At 70.7% G+C, this 18979-nt stretch carries 16 protein-coding genes; 3 read left to right on the forward strand and 13 right to left on the reverse strand.

The window, feature by feature from the left end; all coding sequences use genetic code 11:
* Positions 1–13: 13 nt before the first annotated feature.
* Positions 14–316 (reverse strand): hypothetical protein, encoded by a 303-nt coding sequence (locus ABCR83_RS11410; protein WP_462694787.1) that lies wholly within the window; start codon positions 314–316, stop codon positions 14–16.
* A gap of 56 nt (positions 317–372) precedes the next feature.
* Positions 373–2112 carry a type VII secretion-associated serine protease mycosin gene (gene mycP, locus ABCR83_RS11415; protein WP_462694788.1) on the reverse strand — a complete coding sequence of 580 codons (1740 nt, stop codon included), beginning with the start codon at positions 2110–2112 and terminating at the stop codon, positions 373–375.
* Positions 2113–3025: 913 nt separating this feature from the next.
* Here mycP and ABCR83_RS11420 point away from each other — a divergent pair.
* Positions 3026–3238 (forward strand): hypothetical protein, encoded by a 213-nt coding sequence (locus ABCR83_RS11420; RefSeq protein ID WP_462694789.1) that lies wholly within the window; start codon positions 3026–3028, stop codon positions 3236–3238.
* A gap of 141 nt (positions 3239–3379) precedes the next feature.
* On the opposite strand, the gene ABCR83_RS11425 is transcribed toward ABCR83_RS11420, so the two are convergent.
* The 10 genes from ABCR83_RS11425 to ABCR83_RS11470 all read right to left on the reverse strand — a co-directional run bounded on the left by ABCR83_RS11425 (position 3380) and on the right by ABCR83_RS11470 (position 15648).
* A complete protein-coding gene (locus ABCR83_RS11425) occupies positions 3380–3814 on the reverse strand; it encodes a hypothetical protein (RefSeq protein WP_462694790.1) in 435 nt (144 codons plus the stop codon).
* 147 nt (positions 3815–3961) lie between these two features.
* Positions 3962–6235 carry a xanthine dehydrogenase family protein molybdopterin-binding subunit gene (locus ABCR83_RS11430; protein WP_462694809.1) on the reverse strand — a complete coding sequence of 758 codons (2274 nt, stop codon included), beginning with the start codon at positions 6233–6235 and terminating at the stop codon, positions 3962–3964.
* A gap of 77 nt (positions 6236–6312) precedes the next feature.
* Positions 6313–7968: a (2Fe-2S)-binding protein gene (locus ABCR83_RS11435; protein ID WP_462694792.1), complete on the reverse strand. Its 1656-nt coding sequence runs from the start codon at positions 7966–7968 to the stop codon at positions 6313–6315.
* On the reverse strand, positions 7965–8861 hold the full coding sequence (locus ABCR83_RS11440) for an FAD binding domain-containing protein (RefSeq protein ID WP_462694793.1): 897 nt from the start codon (positions 8859–8861) through the stop codon (positions 7965–7967). Before ABCR83_RS11440 ends, ABCR83_RS11435 begins: the two co-directional genes overlap by 4 nt.
* A 346-nt stretch (positions 8862–9207) precedes the next feature.
* Positions 9208–10845 carry a beta-N-acetylhexosaminidase gene (locus ABCR83_RS11445; RefSeq protein ID WP_462694794.1) on the reverse strand — a complete coding sequence of 546 codons (1638 nt, stop codon included), beginning with the start codon at positions 10843–10845 and terminating at the stop codon, positions 9208–9210.
* Between the two features lie 5 nt (positions 10846–10850).
* A complete protein-coding gene (locus tag ABCR83_RS11450) occupies positions 10851–11717 on the reverse strand; it encodes a carbohydrate ABC transporter permease (protein ID WP_462694795.1) in 867 nt (288 codons plus the stop codon).
* The gene (locus ABCR83_RS11455; protein WP_462694811.1) at positions 11714–12661 is read right to left on the reverse strand and encodes a carbohydrate ABC transporter permease; all 948 of its coding nucleotides are present in this window, start codon (positions 12659–12661) and stop codon (positions 11714–11716) included. Before ABCR83_RS11455 ends, ABCR83_RS11450 begins: the two co-directional genes overlap by 4 nt.
* A 2-nt stretch (positions 12662–12663) precedes the next feature.
* Entirely contained in the window at positions 12664–13950 is a 1287-nt protein-coding gene (locus tag ABCR83_RS11460) for an extracellular solute-binding protein (RefSeq protein ID WP_462694796.1), read from the reverse strand.
* Between the two features lie 224 nt (positions 13951–14174).
* Positions 14175–14465 carry a DUF3039 domain-containing protein gene (locus ABCR83_RS11465; RefSeq protein ID WP_109281359.1) on the reverse strand — a complete coding sequence of 97 codons (291 nt, stop codon included), beginning with the start codon at positions 14463–14465 and terminating at the stop codon, positions 14175–14177.
* The gene (locus ABCR83_RS11470; RefSeq protein ID WP_462694797.1) at positions 14452–15648 is read right to left on the reverse strand and encodes an MFS transporter; all 1197 of its coding nucleotides are present in this window, start codon (positions 15646–15648) and stop codon (positions 14452–14454) included. Before ABCR83_RS11470 ends, ABCR83_RS11465 begins: the two co-directional genes overlap by 14 nt.
* Positions 15649–15772: 124 nt before the next feature.
* On the opposite strand from ABCR83_RS11470, the gene ABCR83_RS11475 reads away from it, so the two are divergent.
* Positions 15773–16648, forward strand: coding sequence for a LysR family transcriptional regulator (locus ABCR83_RS11475; protein WP_462694798.1), 876 nt, complete (start codon positions 15773–15775; stop codon positions 16646–16648).
* On the opposite strand, the gene ABCR83_RS11480 is transcribed toward ABCR83_RS11475, so the two are convergent.
* The gene (locus ABCR83_RS11480; protein WP_462694799.1) at positions 16641–17270 is read right to left on the reverse strand and encodes a YqgE/AlgH family protein; all 630 of its coding nucleotides are present in this window, start codon (positions 17268–17270) and stop codon (positions 16641–16643) included. The genes ABCR83_RS11475 and ABCR83_RS11480 overlap by 8 nt on opposite strands.
* Positions 17271–17504: 234 nt before the next feature.
* Here ABCR83_RS11480 and murA point away from each other — a divergent pair, with 234 nt between their 5' ends.
* Complete coding sequence (gene murA / locus ABCR83_RS11485; RefSeq protein ID WP_462694800.1) at positions 17505–18839, forward strand: UDP-N-acetylglucosamine 1-carboxyvinyltransferase; 1335 nt, start codon at positions 17505–17507, stop codon at positions 18837–18839.
* Positions 18840–18979: the final 140 nt, after the last annotated feature.

Here is an 18979-nt window from a genome sequence, read left to right on the forward strand (position 1 = left end):
AAACCTTCAGGCACTACCGGATCCTCTCGAAGTCGCGACCCAGCAATGAGTCATTCCAGGCATGCTGATTGGCGCAGTCTCTCAACGCTTGCGCTCCGGCTGACATGCGTTCTTGCAGACCCTTGAGCGCATGATCCCATTTGCTGGACACACTCTCCAACTCGGAGCTGATAGACCAGCCTCGCAGAGATATCCCGGCCGCCAAGGTGTCTGATACTGCCTTATTCGCCTTACCTTTTAGCTCTTCTCGATTGACTCGATTGATCGCGTACGCAGCATCATTTAAGTCTCCAAAATTGACGCTCAGGCCGGTCATTGATTGCTCCCTCAAATCGAGTGGTCGTGCGGTGGAGAAGAACGGATTGTATCGGCTCAGTGGTGGGCAGAGTCGTTGTGGCGGTCGTGGGAGGGAGGTGGGGGCCCGAACACTCCAGGTCGGCTTCGGCGCCGATGTGCGATGACGGTTGGCACCGCAATCGCCAAGCTGATAAGGGCAGTTGCGCCCAACCCCAATGCGACCCACTTGATGGTGTTGTCACCACCGCTCGCCTGCTTCGCGATGTCCGGCACAGGTTGCTTTGACCGCTGAATACCTGCCCCTTTCTTCTGCGATGGCTGCGAAGACCGCGAAGCGGCCGATCCGGAAGCAGGCTTGCCCGTCAACGGACTGATGTCGGCGGGGCCGGGGTCGCCGGGGGTTTTGAGGGCGATGCGGGGGCGGACTCCGCCGTAGCCGACTGAGTCGGTGCGCTTCTCGCCGCTGTGGGGGCCGCCGGCGGTGTTGATGAGGACGCGGAGGATCTGGTTGGACGTCCAGTCGGGGTGGACGGACCAGACGAGGGCGGCTGAGGCCGAAGCGAGCGCGGTTGCGTCGCTTGTGCCGTGGCCTCGGCACACTCCGGTGCCGCCCTGGCAGGTTGTCACCATGTCGTCACCCGGGGCGGCGAGGGAGACTTGTGGACCACGCGAGGACTCCTCCGTTGCCTTGGATTCCCTGTCAAGGGCGGCTACTGCCACCACACCTGGAAAGGCCGCCGGGAAGTCAACTTCGCTGTGCCGTTTTCCATCATTACCCGCTGCCGCGAAGATGAGCTTCCCTTTCGAAATCGCATACTGCACAGCACTTTCCAGTTCTGGGCTCAGTCCTGGACCCCCCATCGAAATATTGATGACTCGCGCATCAGAGTCAGCAGCAAAACGGACGGCCCTGACCAGGGAGACTTCCGCATTTGCCTTCATCTTCGGAGCTCTGTCGTTGACGACGCGCAACGGAAGAATTTTTGCGCCAGGCGCCAGACCGAATGCCCCTCCGCCGCCAAATGCCTTACCTGTTCCGGCAATGGTCACCGCCATCGTCGTACCGTGGCCCATATAGTCGGAGCGTTCGTCTCCAGCAACCCCTGAGAAGTCCTTCCCGGGCAGGACTTGCCCGCGGAGGTCTGGTAGCTCCGGGTTAACTCCGCTGTCAATGACGGCTACTGTCACCCCAGCTCCTGTACTGGTCCGCCACATCTCCTCGGCATGCATGGCGTCCAGGTACCACTGCTGGCTACGGACCGTCTCTGCCTGTGCCGGTCCGGCCATGGTCACGAGGAGAAGGAGGGAGGCGACACCGCCCAGTGCACTGGACCATTTGCCACGCGACATGCCCGTACCGGAGCCCATGAGTTGCCCTCCCCTCTTCTGTCCAAAGTCAGTCGATGACGGGTGGAACGATGCGTTGTTCTCCCTGCGACCAGGACTCTTGATTCTCGACCAGGTAGTCGGGGCGCTTACTTTGAGCGGCTTTGCGGTTCCGGTTGGGCCTCGGCTCTTCCGAACGCTGAACCAGACCCATACCGCCCGGGGTAAAGGGACGTTGCCTGGTCGCCGGTCGCTGCGATGCACGGCCACCCACGACGCCTCCATTCTCAGAGGCCAGCCGCCGCGCACCAGAAGCCCCGCTGCCTGCCCGGCCGACTGGCGCTCCCGGCATAGCGCCAACTCCCGGACCACCCAACACTGAGCGTCCCTGCCCCTGGCCCGGCTCGGTTCCGATGACCGTGCCTCGAGGCACCTGGGTAGGGGTTTGTCCTGACGCCCGCGGTGTCGGCCGCCCGCCAACGATGCCATCGGAAGGCAGACGTGGCGCACTTGAGGCGGGGGTATCTGGCATGCCTACGGCAGGTACTCGCGGTATGCCAGAACCAGGAATATTGACCCATCCGCCATTGCCGGTTCCTATTCCCGGTATCCCGGGAGTGGCCCTCGTCCCACCGGCTCCCGACTTTCCTGCTCTCGAGGTCGGGGTATGGCCAGGCACACCCGTCGGCGGCGTTCCCAGGACGGGTGGCATCGGCACTCCAACGGGAGGGGGTGGAACAGGCATTCCGGTCGACGAAGGCGTCGGCACCGGTGAATGTGTCGGAAGGTGTGGCATTGTCACACCACCGTTCACCTTCGTTGGCGTCGGTGGCTGTTCTGCATGAGTTCCCGGCACCACGCTCGTGCCTGTTCCTCCATCCCTATGTGGCACACGATCACCACCATTTGACGCAGCTTGTCCGTAGGATGCTTCCTGCAAGCCTTGACCACCAGGCTGCAGCGCCTCAGGCCCTGAACCCGACAATCTTGTACCTGACTTATCGCCTGGAGCTGCGATGTACTCCGTAGAATCGCGACGCGGTGCCGGAGGCGGCAGCATCGACATCGGCATAGGCGGAAAGTTGGGCCGCCCCGTCGACGTGATGTGATACCCCGTCCAGTTATAGGACTGCTCCAGCTTCCCCATCAACCGGGCAGCTTCCTCGTGGTCCTTCTTCAGCTTCTGCTGAGCGGCGTAAGCCTGCCCCTGGCTCGGCCCGGGCTGGGGCTGCTGAGGAGCACCCTTGCCAGGGTCAAATAGCGGCGGTGGTTTTAACTCGCCCGTCTGCCCCGGGTGGTGGCTCAGGAAGGAAGCCAGTACGGCCTTGTCCGACTCCGACACCTTCGGCATGGCCTTTGCCTCGCGAAGCGTGTCCGCGGCGTGCTTCATCCAGGTGCCGGATTGGTCGCTGTACTCCCCCAGCCGCAGCGTGGCGTTGGCCATGTCCGCACCCCAGGTGTGGAAGGCGGTGCCGCCCTCGCCCTCCCAATCGACCTTGGCCATATCTGCCTTGAGTTCTTCGCCGATTTTCTTGATGCCCTCGGCGGCCGTCTTCAGCTTCTCGGCGGCCGAGGTGACCTTGTGGTGGTCGGCGTGTTCGACCATGGCCTGTAACTGCTCGTGCGGAATGTCCTGGAAGTTCTGCCAGATGAACGCGAGATGGAAGGGGCGACGTGGGTCCTTCCCGCCTCCGCCCTGCGCCGAGTCAGTCATGGTCGATCGTTCCCCTTCCTGTTCTGGTGCGGTGGGCTGTCATCAGATACCCGCCTGGTTTCCGCCGGGCTTGTCCCCGGACTGCCCGGGCTGCTGCTGTCCATGCGGGTCCGCCGGTGGGATGTAGTGCTTCATCAGCTCGTCCTGGATGGCCCGCAGGCGGTTGCGGTGCTCCAAGTCGGTATCCGCGTAGCCGTTGTGCGCGCCGCGCATCGCCAGGCTCAGCGCTTCGATCTGGTCCGCCAGCAGCTTCGCCAGCGTGGTCAGGTCGTTGTGTACGTCGGTGTATGCCTGATACAGCGGCTCGGCCAGGTGGAAGCCCGTGCCCAGGTGGCCCGATTCGAGCGTGGCCTCGGCGATCGTCGACGGAGGGCTGCCGTGTTCGCCCAGTGTGGTCAGCAAACCATCGACGCGCCCCTTGAACTTTGTGAGCGTCTCCAGCTCCGCGCGTAACAGCGCGGCGGTGGGTAAAGCCACGTCAATCCCGTCCCTTCCGGCAACGAGTCAACCCCGTGAGTGCTGCAACCAGCTTGCCCAGCCTACCGACAAGTACTGACAGTCGCCTCGCAGGATTACCCAACTCACATGAGTACGCTCGCAGATGGACAGCTGGAGCCGTGCCTGTCAGGCCTCCGCCGCCACCATGGCCGCCGTGGACGGGCGGATGGGCAGCCGGTTCACCGGGCGGCCGGTTGCCGCCCGTACCGCGGCCGCGACCGCCGCCGGGGCGGTGACCACCGGGACCGCGCTGATCGCCTTGGCGCCGAAGGGGGCCACCACGTCGCGTTCTTCGACGAGCTTGACGATGCGGATGTCGGGGGCGTCCAGGGAGGTGGGCAGGGCGTAGCCGGTGAGGTCCGGGCGGCGTACCCGGCCGGCCGAGGTGCGGAGGTTTTCCGTCAGGGCGGCGCCCACGCCCTGGGTGATGCCCGCCTCGATGCGGGCGTGCGCCTGGGCGGGGTTGAGGATGCGGCCCACATCCTGGGCGACGGCCATTTCCACCACGCGCACCGAGCCCAGCTCGACGTCGACGTCGACCACGGCGCGTACGGCGCAGAAGGCGAGGCCGACGAAGGCGTCGCCCTGGCCGGTGTCGTCCAGGGGTTCGGTGGGGTGGGGGCGGCACTGGGCGGTGGCCCAGAGTTCCTTGCCGTCGAGGGCCTCGGCGACGGTGGTGCTCAACACCCCGTCATAGGAGGTGATCTTGCCGTCGGCGATGGTCAACAGCTCGGTGGACATGCCGAATTGGTGGGCCAGGGGCTGCAGGAGCTGGGTGCGGACCATGCGGGCGGCGCGTTCCACCGCGCCGCCGGAGACCCAGGTGTGGCGGCCGTGGGAGGCCGGGCCGGAGGGGGGTTGGTCGGTGTCGACGGGGGCGATGTGGACGTCCTCGATGCCGAGGACCTCCTGGACGATCTGGCGGGCGAGGGTGGTGAAGCCCTGGCCCGTCTCGACGGCCGCGCAGATGACCGTGGCGACGGAGCCGCTGACCTTGACGGTGGCGGTGGAGACCTCGTCCGCGCCCTCCGCGCCGAGCATGTGGACCATGCCGAGGCCGTAGCCGACGCCGCGCCGGACGGCGCCCGGTTCGCCGGCGCCGTCGGGGCCGCCGGGGAGCAGCCAGCCGCCCTCGGGTTCGTCCTTGGGGAGGACGGGCAGCGGGAAGTCGCGGACGGTGGCCAGGAGTTCGGCCACCGGGGCGGGGCAGGTGACGGTCTGGCCGGTGGGCAGGAGGTCGCCGGTGGCCAGGACGTTGCGCATGCGGAGTTCGGCCGGGTCCAGGCCCAGCTTGGCCGCGAGCTTGTCCATCTGGCCCTCGTAGGCGGCGCAGACCTGCAGGGCGCCCTCGCCGCGGACATGGCCGGAGGGGGGGTTGTTGGTGCGTACCGCCCAGCCTTCGACGAAGGCGTGCGGGACGACATAGGGACCGCAGGCGAAGGCGACGGCGGCGGCCAGGGCGTCGGCGGAGGAGTCGGCATAGGCGCCGGCGTCCATCAGGATCTGTGCCTCGACCTTCACCAGCTTGCCCCCGGCGTCCGCGTGGTGGCGGTAGCGCAGCAGGGTGGGGTGGCGGTGGGCGTGGCTGAGGAAGGACTCCTCGCGGGTGGCGGCGAGCTTGACCGGGTGGCCGGTGCGCAGGGCCAGCAGGCCGAGCGGGAGTTGGACGCCGGAGTCCTCGCGGTCGCCCATGGCGCCCGGGACGCCGGTGACGACGATCTTCACCCGCTCGGGCTCGAGGCCGAAGCAGGCGGCGGCCAGGTCGCGGTCGGCGTGCGGGTCGGTGGAGGCGGTGTAGATCTCGACGCCGCCGTCGGGGCGGGGCACGGCGAGTCCGGCCTCGGCGCCGATGGGGGCGGGGTCCTGGCGGCCGATGCGGTAGAGGCCCTCGACGATGACCTCGCCGGTGATCTCGGGGTCGCCGAAGCGGAGGGGGATGTGCCGGATGAGGTTGCCGTCGGGGTGCAACGGCTCGGCGGCAAAGGCCTTTTCGGGGTCGGTGACCGGTTCCAGGAGCTCGTACTCGACGGCGATGGCGGCGGCCGCGAGCCGGGCGGTGTCGGGGTGGTCGGCGGCCACCGCGGCGATCGGTTCGCCGTGGTGGCGGACCAGCTCGGACGCGAAGACGGGCCGGTCGGCGACGCGGCGGCCGTGGCCGGCGTCGCCCGGTACGTCGGTGTGGGTGACGACAGCGTGCACGCCCGGCATGGCGGCGGCGGTGCGGGTGTCGATCGAGACGAGGCGGGCGTGCGGGTGCGGGGAGCGCAGCACGGCCGCCCACAGCAGGCCCTCGGCCCACAGGTCGGCGGCGTAGGGGAAGGTGCCCTGGGTCTTGGCGGTCACATCGGTGGCGGGGAGGGAGACGCCGAGGCCGTGCGGCGGCGGGGGCTCGGCGGCCATGGGGGCGGTGGTGGCGAGGGAGGCGAGGTTTGGCACGCCGTTCGCTTCGCCCGTCCCGGCGTTGCCGCCCATTCCCGTCATGCCGTTGCCTTTCCGCTGCCGCCGTTGTGCGGGCCCGCTTGGTGCGGGATGCGTGCCGTTTCCGTCTCGGGCCGGGCCCGGTCGGTGGCTTGGGCCGTTTCGTCCTGCGCGGCGGCGGCCTCGGCGCGTTCGGCGCGTTCGGCGACGACCTGCCGCACCGCGGCGAGGACTCCCCGGTAGCCGGAGCAGCGGCAGAGGTTGCCGCAGATGGCCTGGCGGGTCTCCAGTTCGGTGGGGGTGTGGTTGCCCTCGAGGAGGTCGTGCACGGTCATGGCCAGTCCGGGCACACAGAATCCGCACTGGACGGCGCCGCAGGCGGCGAGGGCCCGTTGGACGTCGGAGGGGCGGCCGTCCACGGCCAGGCCCTCGACCGTGCGGACCTCGCAGCCGGCCGCGGTGGCGGCCGGGACCAGGCAGGAGGCGACCAGCCGCCCGTCGACCTGGACCGAGCAGGCCCCGCATTCGCCCTGTGCGCAGCCGTCCTTGGCGCCCGCGAGGCCGAGGCGCTCGCGCAGGACGTAGAGCAGGGATTCGCCGATCCAGGCGTCGGTGACGGGCCGGTCGGTGCCGTTGACGCGCAGGACGTAGGAGGCGCAGGGGTGTTCGGTGTGGGGGAGTTCGTCGGGGGCGGCCGGTTCTCCGTCGTCCTCGGCCGGCTCCGGGGCGGGTTGCGACGGGTGGTCGGCTTCGGCCGGTTGCGGGCCGGCTCCGGGACCGGGCTCGGGTTCGGGTTCGTTCGCGGCTTCGGGCTCGGGTCCGGTCTCCGCGGTGGGACGCGGCTGGTCGCCGGGGACGGCCGGGTCGCCCGGGGCGGAAGGGTCGTCAGTGACGGTTGTCCAGGCGTCGGCCGCCTTATCACCCGTAACGGTGCGGTCGGTGCCGGGCGGCGGGGTCGACCCGTCGTTCCGGTGCGGGGCGAGGGCGTATTCCCCGGATTCCCCGGATTCCCCGGTGGTGTCGTCCGGGGTGCCCGGGGTGGTCCACTGGCCGGCCGGGCCGGTGCGGCCGGCGGTGCCGGGGGCGGCGTCCGGGCCGGGGCGGTGCCAGGCGCCGCTGCCGGTGTCCCCGGCCGAGGGGGCGGGCCATTCGGCGGTCGCCTGGGGGTCGGTGGCGGGGTCGGCGGCGGGGTCGGCGTGGGTGCGCAGGGGGTACTCGCCGGACTCGTCGACCGGATCGTCCCCGGCGGCGGGGATGCTCCACCGGTCGGCCGGGCCGTCGACGGAGGCGGGGGCCGTGGTGAAGGACCACTGCGCGGTGGTGTGCGGGTCGGTGCCGACGGCGCCGTCGGGGGCGTGGCCGTGCGCCGGGTCGTAGGTGTCGGTGGGCACGGCGGCCCACTCGGGCGCCGGGTCGGTGGCGTAGGGGGCCGTCCAGTCGCCGGGCGGGGTGGCCGGATCGCGGGCCGGCTCGGGCGGGTTGGGGTGGTTCGGCTGCTGGGGAGTCTGCTGCCAGGCGGTGGCCGCGGGCGGGGTGTAGCCCGTGCCGGGGGCCGCCAGCGGGGCCCAGCCGCCGGGCGCGCCCGGCTGGGCGAGCAGCTCGGGCGGGAGCTGCACAAAGGCGGTGCCGTCCGCGTCGTACTCCGCGCCGCGCGGAATCGGCTGCCAGCCGCCTTCCTGGGGCGCCCGGTTCTGTCGTTTCTGATCGTCACTCACGCGAGTGCCCTCCCCAGTGCTCGGCGGGCCAGAGTCGCCACCGTACGCCGGAGATGCAGTACGGCCGGCGGCAGGGTATCGGGCTCGCTGCCGTCCTGGGAGGGCGCGGGGTCGGGGATGCAGGCGGCCGCGACGTAGTCACCGAAGGCGGCGCACGCCTCGGGGGCGAGGGTGCGGTCGCCGTCCCAGTCGATGAGCGAGGCGACCCAGTGCTCGGCGTCGTACGGCCGCAGCGGCATGGGCGCGACCGCGCCGACCGCGCAGCGCACCATGCGCCGGGCCGGGTCGAGGACCACCGCCACCGAGGCGGTGGCGCGGCTGGGGCCGGTGCGGCTGGTGGCCTTGAGGAAGGTCTGCGGGGCGTGCAGCAGGGGGACGCGCACATGGCCGATGAGTTCGCCGGGGCTCAGCATCTCGACGCCGGCCAGCAGCCGCCCCACCGGGATCTCCCGGCGGGCGCCGCCGGGGCCCGCGATGACCAGGGAGGCCTCGAGGGCGGCGAGCACCGGCAGTGCGTCGCCGGTGGGCGCGGCGGAGACGATGTTGCCGCCGAGGGTGCCCGCGTTGCGGATCTGCGGTGGTCCGGCGGCGCGGGCGGCGGTGGCGAGGGCCGGGATGAGGGCGGCGAAGTCGGGCCGTCCCATGCGGGCGTGGGTGAGTCCGGCGCCGAGCAGGGCGTGCCCGTCCTGGTACTGCCAGCCGCGGATCTCGCTGATGCGGCCGAGGCCGACGAGGGCGGCGGGCCGCAGCAGTCCCGAGTTGACGGCTGCCATCAGGTCCGTGCCGCCCGCGACGGGCACCGCCGCGGGCATGGCGGCCAGCGCCGCCACGGCCTCGTCGAGCGAGCCCGGCAACGTCACGGTGTGCGCCGCCTGCGGTGCGTGCGTGGTCAACCCAGCTGCCCCTTCCCCGGTGGTCCCGGCTGTTCCGCCAGGTCCTCGCCGTACGGTACGTGCTGACGGCCCGGACGTGGCAACTCTGGCACATCTTCGGTCTCCGCCGTCGCGAGGGTCCGCGAACCGCCGGTCCCCGCCCGGCCACTCCCGGGCGGTTTCCGGGGCCACGACCGGGCGGAGACCCCGGCTTCGTCCCCGGCCGGGGCGGCGGTCCGGGTTCCGGCGCCTTCTCCGCTGTGGGGCGTATTGCCATCGTTGGGGGTTCCTTGTACGACTTACGGCGGTGTGTGGAGGTCCACCGTGCCAGGGGCGTGCCGTACGGGCCGTCACCTTCCGGCGTGGCTCACACGATCGGGGGCGGGCCCTCGATCGGGCGTCCGAGCAGGCCGGGCCGGCGCTGCCAGGGCCGGGGGCCGCCGGGCGGGCGGTAGTCCACGCCCAGGGCGTCCAGTCGACGGTAGTGGGCGGTCATCCGCTGTTCGAACGCGGCGTGGTCGCGTTCGGCGGGTGCGGGGAGCGCGGACCAGACGACCTCGGCGAAGGCGGCCAGACGGGGGAATGCCTGGTAGTCGACGCGCTGTTGGGTCTCCATGACCTCGGTCCAGAGGTTGGCCTGGGCGCCGAGGATGTGTGCGGCCTGGTCGGGGGTGAGGCCGGGTGGCACGGGTTCAAAGCGGTAGACGTCCTCCAGTGTCCTTACATAGCCGATGGGCGTGGGTTCGTCCGGTCCCGGCGCCTGGCGGTGGTCGAGGTAAACCTGTTGTTCCGGGCACATGATGACGTCGTGTCCGGCCCGGGCGGCGGCGATGCCGCCCGCGTAGCCGCGCCAGGAAGAGACGGTGGCCCCCTCCGCCAGGCCGCCTTCCAGGATCTCGTCCCAGCCGACCAGGCGGCGTCCCCGCCCGGCGAGCCAGCGGTCGAAGTGGCGGATGAACCAGCTCTGCAGCTCGTCCTCGTCGGCCAGCCCCTGGGCCGCCATCCTCGCCCGGGCCGCCGGGGAGGCCTTCCACTGGTCCTTGGGGCACTCGTCGCCGCCGATGTGGACGAAGGGCGAGGGGAAGAGATCGAGGACCTCGGTCAGCACGTTCTCGTAGAAGGCGAGGGTGTTGTCAGTGGGGGCGAGTACGTTCGGGTTGATGCCCCAGGTGTCCCAGACCGTGAGGGAGGCGGTGTCGATGACGTCGGTGTTGCCCAGTTCGGGGTATGCCGCGATGGCGGCCTGCGAGTGGCCGGGCAGGTCGATCTCGGGCACCACGGTGATGTGCCGCTCGGCCGCGTATGCGACGATCTCGCGAATATCGTCCCGGGTGTAGTAACCGCCGTGCGGGCGCTGGTCCCACAGCGGCGAGGCGCGGTGGCCGAGTTTGCTGCGCGCCCGCCAGGCGCCGACCTCGGTGAGCCGGGGATAGCGCTCGATCTCGATGCGCCAGCCCTGGTCGTCGGTGAGGTGCAGGTGCAGGACGTTCAGCTTGTGCGCGGCGAGCAGGTCGAGGTAGCGCAGCACGCCGTCCTTGGGCATGAAGTGCCGTGCCACATCGAGGAGTACGCCGCGCCAGCGGAAGCGGGGGCCGTCCTGGATGGTCTGCATCGGGATGCCGCGGAAGCGGCCCGGCTCGACGCAGGCCCGGCGAAAGGCGTCGGGGCCGAGCAGTTGGCGCAGCGTCTGGGCTCCCCAGAAGACCCCGGCGGCGCTGCCGCCCACGATCTCGACGCCCCGGCCGGGGGTGACCGTCAGCCGGTAGCCCTCGGGTTCCAGGGTGTCGTCCAGGCGCAGCGCGATTGCGTTCTCGGTGCCCTCGGCCTTCGTGTCCTCGGCGCCGGGCGGCAGTGGCCATCCCAGCGCCGTGCCCACGGTGTTGCGCAGCCACCGGGCGATGCTCTCGGTGCCGGGGCCGGTCACCAGCGCCGTCCGCTCGTCGGGGGCGAACGCATGGCGCATCGGTCCGTCGATGGTGCGGGGAAGGGGAATCAAGCCGGCCATGTCCATCAGTCCTTCACCGCTCCGCCCAGGCCCGAGACGAGCCTGCGCTGTACGAGTACGAAGAAGACCAGCACCGGGATCGTCATGATGGTCGATGCCGCCATGATGCCGCCCCAGTCGTTGCCCTCGTCCTTGAAGAAGACCAGCAGGGCCATCGGCAGCGTGGAGTTCTCGGTCGCGCTGATGATGAAGGACTTGGCGAACAGGAAGTCGTTCCAGGTGGAGATGAAGGAGAAGACGCTGGTCGCCACCAGCCCCGGGAAGACCAGCGGGAAGAGGATCTGCCACAGGAAGCGGCTGCGGCTCGCGCCGTCCAGCAGGGCGGCCTCCTCCAGGGCCTCCGGCACGGCCTTGACGAATCCGCGCAGCATCCAGATCGCGAAGGGCAGGGAGAAGGCGAGGTGCGGCAGGATCAGTGAGCCGAGGGTGTTGAGGCCCACGCCCGGCACGGTCTCGCCCAGGTCCCGCAGCAGGAAGAACAGCGGGATGGTCAGCGCCTCGACCGGCACCATCTGGGCCACCAGGAACATGATGAGCAGGGTGGTGCGGAAGCGGAACCGGAAGCGGGTCACGGCGGTGGCCGCGAGGAAGGCGATCAGTGCGGAGGCGACCACCACAACTCCCGCCACCAGCAGGCTGTTGAGGAAGTACCGGCCGAAGTCCTGCTGGTCGAAGACACGCCGGAAGGAGTCCAGGGAGGGGTGCGCGGTCCAGGGCCGCGGCCGGTCCGACTGCACCTCGCCGGCCGGTTTGAAGGCGGAGAGCACCATCCAATACAGCGGGAAGGCGACCACCACGGCGGCCAGCAGGGCCACCGCCTCGGCGGCCGGCCGCCAGGGGCGGCGGACGCCGTGCTTTCGACGGGCGCTCATATCTCCTCCCCCTGGCGTCGCAGCAGCCGCAGATAGCCGAGTGTGACGGCCAGCAGGATCAGCAGCATCACCACGCCGATCGCCGAGCCGAGGCTGTACTGCGAGGAGGCGAACGCCTTTTGGTAGGCATAGACGTTGAGGGTCAGGTTCTGTCCGGCGATGCCACCGCCATTGGTCATCACATAGATCTGGGTGAACACCTTGAAGTCCCAGATGACCGACTGGATGGTGACCACCACCAGGATCGGCCGCAGCATGGGCGCCATGACGTTCCGCCAGATCCGCCACTGCGAGGCCCCGTCCAGGGCGGCCGCCTCCAGCACCTCGCCGGGGATGGCCCGGATGCCCGCGTAGACGGTGACCATCACCAGGGGGAAGGAGCACCAGACGACCTCGAGCAGCACCAGCGCGAAGGCGCTGTAGCGGTCGTAGGTCCAGGAGTAGCCGTCGAAGCCGGTGAGGCCGAACCAGGTCAGCACCTTGTCGACCGGCCCGAAGTCGGGGTCGAAGAGGAAGAGCCAGATGGTCGATCCGGTGATCGCGGGGGTGGCCCAGGCTCCGAGCGCGGCCAGCATCAACGCCAGCCGCGGCAGCGCCCGTACCCGGGTGAGCAGCACGGCGAAGGCGCAGCCGACCCCCAGGGTGGCCAGGACACAGGCGGCGGCGAAGACCAGGGTGGCGATGAGGACCTGCCAGAACTGGCCGTCGCCGAAGAGTTCCCGGTAGTTGGCCAGTCCCTGGAAGCTGGTGGGTTCGCCGCCGCTGACCTGTGCCTGGGTGTATTCGAGGAAGGAGATCAGCCCCAACTGGTAGATGGGGTAGATCAGCAGTCCGCCGAGGACCACCAGGGCGGGGGCGAGGTAGAGCCATGGGGTCCAGGGCCGGTTGAGCGTTTTCGCCGTCACCGCCTTCGGCGTCCCCGCCTTCGCCGTCACCGTCTTCATCGTCACCGCCGGAACGCCTCGTTCATTTTGCGGGCCGCGCTCTCGGTGGCCGCGTCCACGTCCTTGCGGCCGCTGACGATCTCCTGAAACATCGTCGGCAGCACCTGCCCGGCGTCGATGGCCGCCCAACCGGGCGATATGGGTACGGACTTGGCCCCCGCCGCGAGGGTGCGGACGAACGGCTCGACGAAGGGCTGCCTGCGTGCCGCCTCCCGTCGTACGTCGCCGAAGACCGGCAGGAAGCCCATGGCGTCGAAGAGCCGGGCCTGGGTGCGCTTGCCGGTGAGGGCCTTCATCAGTTCCACGGCCAGGGTGCGATGTGAACTGCCCTTCAGCACACCAATGTTGTTCCCGCCCGCGAATGCCGGGGCGATCTCCCCGTCCTTGACGCCGGGCAGTGGCACCACTCCGTAGGCTCCCTTGACCTTGCCGTTCTCCATGGCCTGATGGCTGAAGTCGCCACCGATCGCCATGGCCGCCTTGCCCGAAGCAAACGCCTGCACCGTGTCGTTGCCGCCCATCCGGGCGCACTTGCTCGCCGGGCAGTTGTCGTCCTCAAAGAGGTCGGTGTATGCCTTGACGCCCTTTCTGGCCGCCTCGCCGTCGATCGCCGGGACATAGGAGCGGCCCTTGCGCTCCGCCAGCTCGCCGCCGTGCGCCCAGACGAACGGCATGGCGCCATAGGTGTAGGCGCCGCCGACCGCCAGCCCGTACAGCTGTGGCCGTTCTTTGTGCACGCGCTTGGCCGTGGCGGCCAATTCGTCCAGGGTGCGCGGTGGTTGGAGGCCGAGCTCACGGAAGACGTCGGTGCGGTAGTACAGCGCCCGGACGCCCACGAACAGCGGTGCGCCGTAGAGCTTGCCGTCCACGCTCACGGACCGCTTGGCCGCCGGGTCGAGGTCCTTGGCGTCCGCCCAGGCGGCGAGGTCCGAGGTGACGTCGGCCAGTCCGCCGTCCCGCACATAGCCGGCCGTGTCGGTGTTGCCGTACTCGATGAGGTCCGGGGCGCTCCCGGGGTCGTTGAAGGCCGCCTTGATCTTCTGCGCCCGGGTGTCCACGGGGATGTAGGTGACCTGGACCCGCACCCCCCGGTGGTCCTTGGCGAAGGTGTCCACGGCCTCGGTGACCACCGACTCCTTCGGTTTGTTGTCGACCTCCCGGAAGAGCCACACCCGCAGGGTGCCGCTCTTCTCGTCCCCTCCGGTGATCACGGAGGTGGAGGGCGCGCACGCGGCGAGCGCGAGCAGGGCTGCCAGGGACACGACGGTTCTTCGGGCGGACGGCGCCATGGGTGATCCCTCCCGACAAGCATTGCAGGATACGCAACGAGCGTTTCTCAGCACGCAACTTGAAGAGGAGGCTAGGCGTGGTCGACCGCGCCGACAAGGCTTCTCGCCCACACCTCAACCACAACGTGATCCCCAGAAGCACCCCGTGCAATGGAAAACGGCCCCCCGGACGCATCGCTGCGCCGGGAAGCCGTTCACCACGCGGGAGGGCGGCCGCCCAAGGGCTACTTCTTGTCGCCGCCCTTGCCGCCCTTGTCGTCTCCGCCGGCTCCCATGCCGTCGAAGATCTCCTTGCACATCGGACAGACCGGATACTTCTTGGGGTCGCGCCCCGGGACCCAGACCTTGCCGCACAGGGCGACGACCGGGGAACCGGAGAGCGCGCTCTCCATGATCTTGTCCTTCTGAACGTAATGGGCATAGCGCTCGTGGTCGCCGTCGCCGTGCGACACCTGCGGCGTCGGCTCTACGAGGGTGCCGGTCCCTGCCCCGCGCTCGGGCTCAAGAGTGCTCATGGTCCCCAAGGGTACTGGGCACCGGCACGGTCGGCCGAGGCTCGGGGCGGGTTGCCGCGCGCCCCTTCGCCAGGGCATGCGTCAGCAGGCCGAGGGCCGCGACCGCGGCGGCCGCCCAGGGCAGCGTGGCCGGGCTCAGACCGGAGGAGAGGGCGAGGCCGCCGAAGGCGGTGCCGACGGCGCTGCCGAGGTAGAGGGCGGAGTTGTTCAGCGCCAGCACCACCGGCCCCCGGCCGGGGCGCAGCTCGAGCAGCCGGTGCTGCTGGGGGACCTGCAGGGCCCAGCCCCCGGCGCCCCACACCACCAGCGCCGGCCCGGCGGCGAGCGGCACCGGGGCGAGCACCGGCAGCAGCGCCTCGGCGGCCACGATCAGCGCGAGCACCGTGCCGACCAGGGCGCGCACCCGGCCGGTCCGGTCCACCAGCGGGCCGACCAGCACGCTGCCGAGCACCCCGCCGAGGCCCCAGGCCCACAGATAGGGCGTGATCCCCCGCACATCGCCCGCCCGCTCCAGGACCGGTGCCAGATAGGTGTAGAGGCCCAGACTGGCCACGGCGGCGAGGAAGGAGACGCCGACCACCGGGGCGACGGTGCGGTCGGCGATGGCGGCGAGCCGCTCGCGGGCCGGCACCTGGGGGCTCGGGGGCAGTGGCGGCAGCAGGAGCAGGCCGCCGAGCGCCACCGCGCCCAGGGCGGTGACCAGCCAGAGCGTGGCCCGCCAGCCGGTGTGCTCGGCCAGCAGCACACCGAGCGGGACGCCGAGCACCGTGCCGGTGCTCATCCCGCCCATGACCAGGGCCAGCGCCCGGCCGCGCCGCTCCGGCGGCACCAGCGCGGAGGCGGCGGCCGTGGACAGCGCGGAGTAGAGCCCCGCGCCCGCGCCGGCCACCACCCGGGCCACCAGGAGCAGGACGAAGGTGGGCGCGAGGGCGGTGAGCCCATTGGCGACGGTGAAGACGGCCAGGGCGCCGAGCAGGGTGGCGCGCGGCCACCGCCCGGAGAGGAGGCCGGCGAACAGGGGCGCGGAGATGGCGTAGGCGAGGGTGAAGACGGTCACCAGCTGTCCGGCGAGCGCGACCGTCGTCGCGGTGTCGTCGGCGATGTCGGGCAGCAGCCCGGCCATGACATAGGCGTCCAGGCCGAGGCTGAACGCCCCCAGGGCAAGGGGCAGAATCCTGCGCACGGTTGTGCCTCCGCTCTCTTATGCGAGCACTGCTTCCTGTGCAAGCACTGCTGTGACGGGGAGGCTAGGCAGCGGCCACGGGGGCAGGGAAATGCCCTTGAGGCGCCATTTATGCTTGGTACGCATGAGTGATCCAAGCGCCGTGGAACTCCGGCAATTGCGCGGCTTCATGGCTGTGGTCGAGGAGCACAGCTTCACCTATGCGGCCGCCCGGCTGGGCACCGGACAGCCCACGCTGACCCGCACGGTGCGGTCCCTGGAGACAGCGCTCGGCGCCCGGCTGCTGGAGCGCACCACCCGCAGCGTCACGCCCACCCCGGCGGGGCAGCGCCTATACGAGGAGCTCACGGGGCTCGTCCCGCGCCTGGACGACGCGCTGCGCGCCCCCTGCCGGGGCTCGGTGCTGCGGCTGGGCTTCACCTGGCTGCTGCCCGGGCGGGCCGCCCGGCTGGTGGAGGAGTTCCGGCAGGCCACCGGCGCGAGCGTGCGGCTGGTGCGCCGGGACGCGACGCTCGCCGGGCTGGACAGCGGGGAGACGGACGCGGCCGTGCTGCGCGGCGCCGAGCCGACCGGGATGCGCAGCCGGGTGCTGTTCCACGAGGACCGGGTGGCGGCCGTCGCCCGGTCCTCCCCGCTCGCCCGCCGCCGGGTGCTGGACTGGGCGGAGCTGGCGGAGCTGCCGCTGGTGGTCAATACGGTCAGCGGGACGACCACCGAGCGGCTGTGGCCGGAGCACGCCCGACCGCGGGTGGCCTGCACCGCCGACAACTTCGACGAGTGGGTCGAGTCGGTGGCCGCCGACCACGGCGTCGGAGTGGCCCCCGAGTCGGCCGCCGAGCGCTACACCCATCCGGCCGTGCGGTTCATCCGCCTGAAGAACGCCCCGGCCGTGCCGGTGCGCCTGGCGGTCCCGGCGCGCGGCGCGCATCCGCTGGCGGACCGGCTGCTGGGCCTGACGGACCGGGCGGGGGTGTCAGTTGAGGCTGGGGGTGTCAGTTGAGGCTGGGGTCGTCCGGATAGGTGGCGACCATGGCGAGTTCATTGCGCTGGCGGCGCAGCACCGCCCGCCACAGCTGCGAAGGGTCCGGGGAGGAGACGTCGCCGGGCTCGGACTCGACCACATACCAGGCGCCCTCGACCAGCTCGTCCTCCAGCTGGCCAGGGCCCCAGCCCGCATAGCCGGCGAAGATCCGCAGCGAGCCGACGGCGGTGCCGAGCAGCTCGGGCGGGGCCTCCAGGTCCACCAGCCCGATCGCGCCGTGCACCCGGCGCCAGCCGATGGGGTCCGCCCGGCTCGGCCGGGAGTCCGGGGAGGGGTCGCTCTCCGGACTCCCGGCCGAGCCGTCCTGCTCATGGGTCTCGCCCGGCACCACGGCCACGCCGAGCGCCGAGTCCAGCGAGACGGGGCCGCCCTGGAAGACCACACCCGGCTCGCCCGCAAGTGCGGCCCAGGGCTCGAGGACGTCGCCGACGCCGACCGGCGTCGGACGGTTGAGGACCACGCCGAGGGAGCCCTCCTCGTCGTGGTCGAGCAGCAGCACCACCGCGCGGTCGAAGTTCGGGTCCGCCAGCGCCGGTGTCGCGACGAGCAGCCGTCCGGTGAGCGATGACACCTCGGTCATGGCGACATGATCCCGCATTTCCGGGCCGGGCGGGGAGTGGAAGACCACAACCGGCGGAAGCGACCGGGGCGCACAACAGCAGCCCGCCGATAACCGGTAGCGACCGCTCCGTCAACGGAGCGTGTTGTGACAAAGCCATGACGTGCCAACAGCCCCCTCGGGGCGGCCTGGGGGTCCTCCGGTCGGATTACCCTTTCTTCTTGCCCCCTGCCCAACTCCAGGAACGCGAGATCCATGACCGGCCCTGACGATGTCCTGCTTGTCCACGGCGGTACCCCGCTCGAGGGCGAGATCCGTGTCCGCGGCGCGAAGAACCTTGTGCCGAAGGCCATGGTCGCCGCGCTGCTCGGCAGCGGTCCCAGCAGACTGCGCAATGTGCCCGACATCCGGGACGTCCGCGTGGTGCGCGGGCTGCTGCAGCTGCACGGCGTGACGGTGCGCCCCGGTGACGAGCCGGGCGAGCTGGTGCTCGACCCCTCGCATGTGGAGAGCGCCAATGTCGCCGACATCGATGCGCACGCCGGCTCCTCGCGCATCCCGATCCTCTTCTGCGGGCCGCTGCTGCACCGGCTGGGCCACGCCTTCATCCCGGGCCTGGGCGGCTGTGACATCGGCGGACGGCCGATCGACTTCCACTTCGAGGTGCTGCGCCAGTTCGGTGCGACGATCGAGAAGCGGGCGGACGGCCAGTACCTGGAGGCTCCGCAGCGGCTGCGCGGCACCAAGATCCAGCTGCCCTATCCGTCGGTCGGCGCGACCGAGCAGGTGCTGCTGACCGCGGTGCTGGCGGAGGGCGTCACGGTGCTGTCCAACGCGGCCGTGGAGCCGGAGATCGAGGACCTCATCTGCGTGCTGCAGAAGATGGGCGCGATCATCTCCATGGACACCGACCGCACCATCCGCATCACCGGTGTGGACGCACTCGGCGGCTACAACCACCGCGCCCTGCCGGACCGGCTGGAGTCGGCCTCCTGGGCGAGCGCGGCGCTGGCCACCGAGGGCAGCATCTACGTACGCGGCGCCAGCCAGCGCGAGATGATGACGTTCCTCAACACCTACCGCAAGGTCGGTGGCGCGTTCGAGGTCGCCGACGAGGGCATCCGCTTCTGGCACCCGGGCGGCGAGCTCAACGCCATAGCGCTGGAGACGGACGTCCACCCCGGCTTCCAGACGGACTGGCAGCAGCCGCTGGTGGTCGCCCTGACGCAGGCGTCGGGCCTGTCGATCGTCCACGAGACGGTCTATGAGTCCCGCCTCGGCTTCACCTCCGCGCTCAACCAGATGGGTGCGCACATCCAGCTCTACCGCGAGTGCCTGGGCGGCTCCGCGTGCCGCTTCGGCCAGCGCAACTTCCTGCACTCGGCGGTCGTCTCCGGCCCCACCAAGCTGCAGGGCGCGGATCTGGTCATCCCGGACCTGCGCGGTGGCTTCTCCTACCTGATCGCGGCCCTGGCGGCCCAGGGCACGTCCCGGGTGCACGGCATCGACCTGATCAACCGGGGCTACGAGAACTTCATGCAGAAGCTGCGGAGCCTGGGGGCGAACGTGGAACTCCCCAACGGCTCCTGACCGACGCGGCGAACCACGGCGACGCCCCGGCTGGGGGTCCGGGGGTCATCCCCCGGGAAGACACAGCATGCAGAAGCTGCGGAGCCTGGGGGCGAACGTGGAACTCCCCAACGGCTCCTGACCGACGCGGCGAACCACGG

Source organism: Streptomyces xingningensis (genome assembly GCF_054957865.1).

Bases quoted from the DNA above. Each gene is read 5' to 3' on its own strand.
- ABCR83_RS11410 (WP_462694787.1), bottom strand. From the start codon at position 316: ATGACCGGCCTGAGCGTCAATTTTGGAGACTTAAATGATGCTGCGTAC.
- mycP (WP_462694788.1), bottom strand. From the start codon at position 2,112: ATGGCATCGTTGGCGGGCGGCCGACACCGCGGGCGTCAGGACAAACCC.
- ABCR83_RS11430 (WP_462694809.1), bottom strand. From the start codon at position 6,235: ATGGCCGCCGAGCCCCCGCCGCCGCACGGCCTCGGCGTCTCCCTCCCC.
- ABCR83_RS11445 (WP_462694794.1), bottom strand. From the start codon at position 10,845: ATGGCCGGCTTGATTCCCCTTCCCCGCACCATCGACGGACCGATGCGC.
- ABCR83_RS11450 (WP_462694795.1), bottom strand. From the start codon at position 11,717: ATGAGCGCCCGTCGAAAGCACGGCGTCCGCCGCCCCTGGCGGCCGGCC.
- ABCR83_RS11455 (WP_462694811.1), bottom strand. From the start codon at position 12,661: ATGAAGACGGTGACGGCGAAGGCGGGGACGCCGAAGGCGGTGACGGCG.
- ABCR83_RS11460 (WP_462694796.1), bottom strand. From the start codon at position 13,950: ATGGCGCCGTCCGCCCGAAGAACCGTCGTGTCCCTGGCAGCCCTGCTC.
- ABCR83_RS11465 (WP_109281359.1), bottom strand. From the start codon at position 14,465: ATGAGCACTCTTGAGCCCGAGCGCGGGGCAGGGACCGGCACCCTCGTA.
- ABCR83_RS11475 (WP_462694798.1), top strand. From the start codon at position 15,773: ATGAGTGATCCAAGCGCCGTGGAACTCCGGCAATTGCGCGGCTTCATG.
- ABCR83_RS11480 (WP_462694799.1), bottom strand. From the start codon at position 17,270: ATGACCGAGGTGTCATCGCTCACCGGACGGCTGCTCGTCGCGACACCG.
- murA (WP_462694800.1), top strand. From the start codon at position 17,505: ATGACCGGCCCTGACGATGTCCTGCTTGTCCACGGCGGTACCCCGCTC.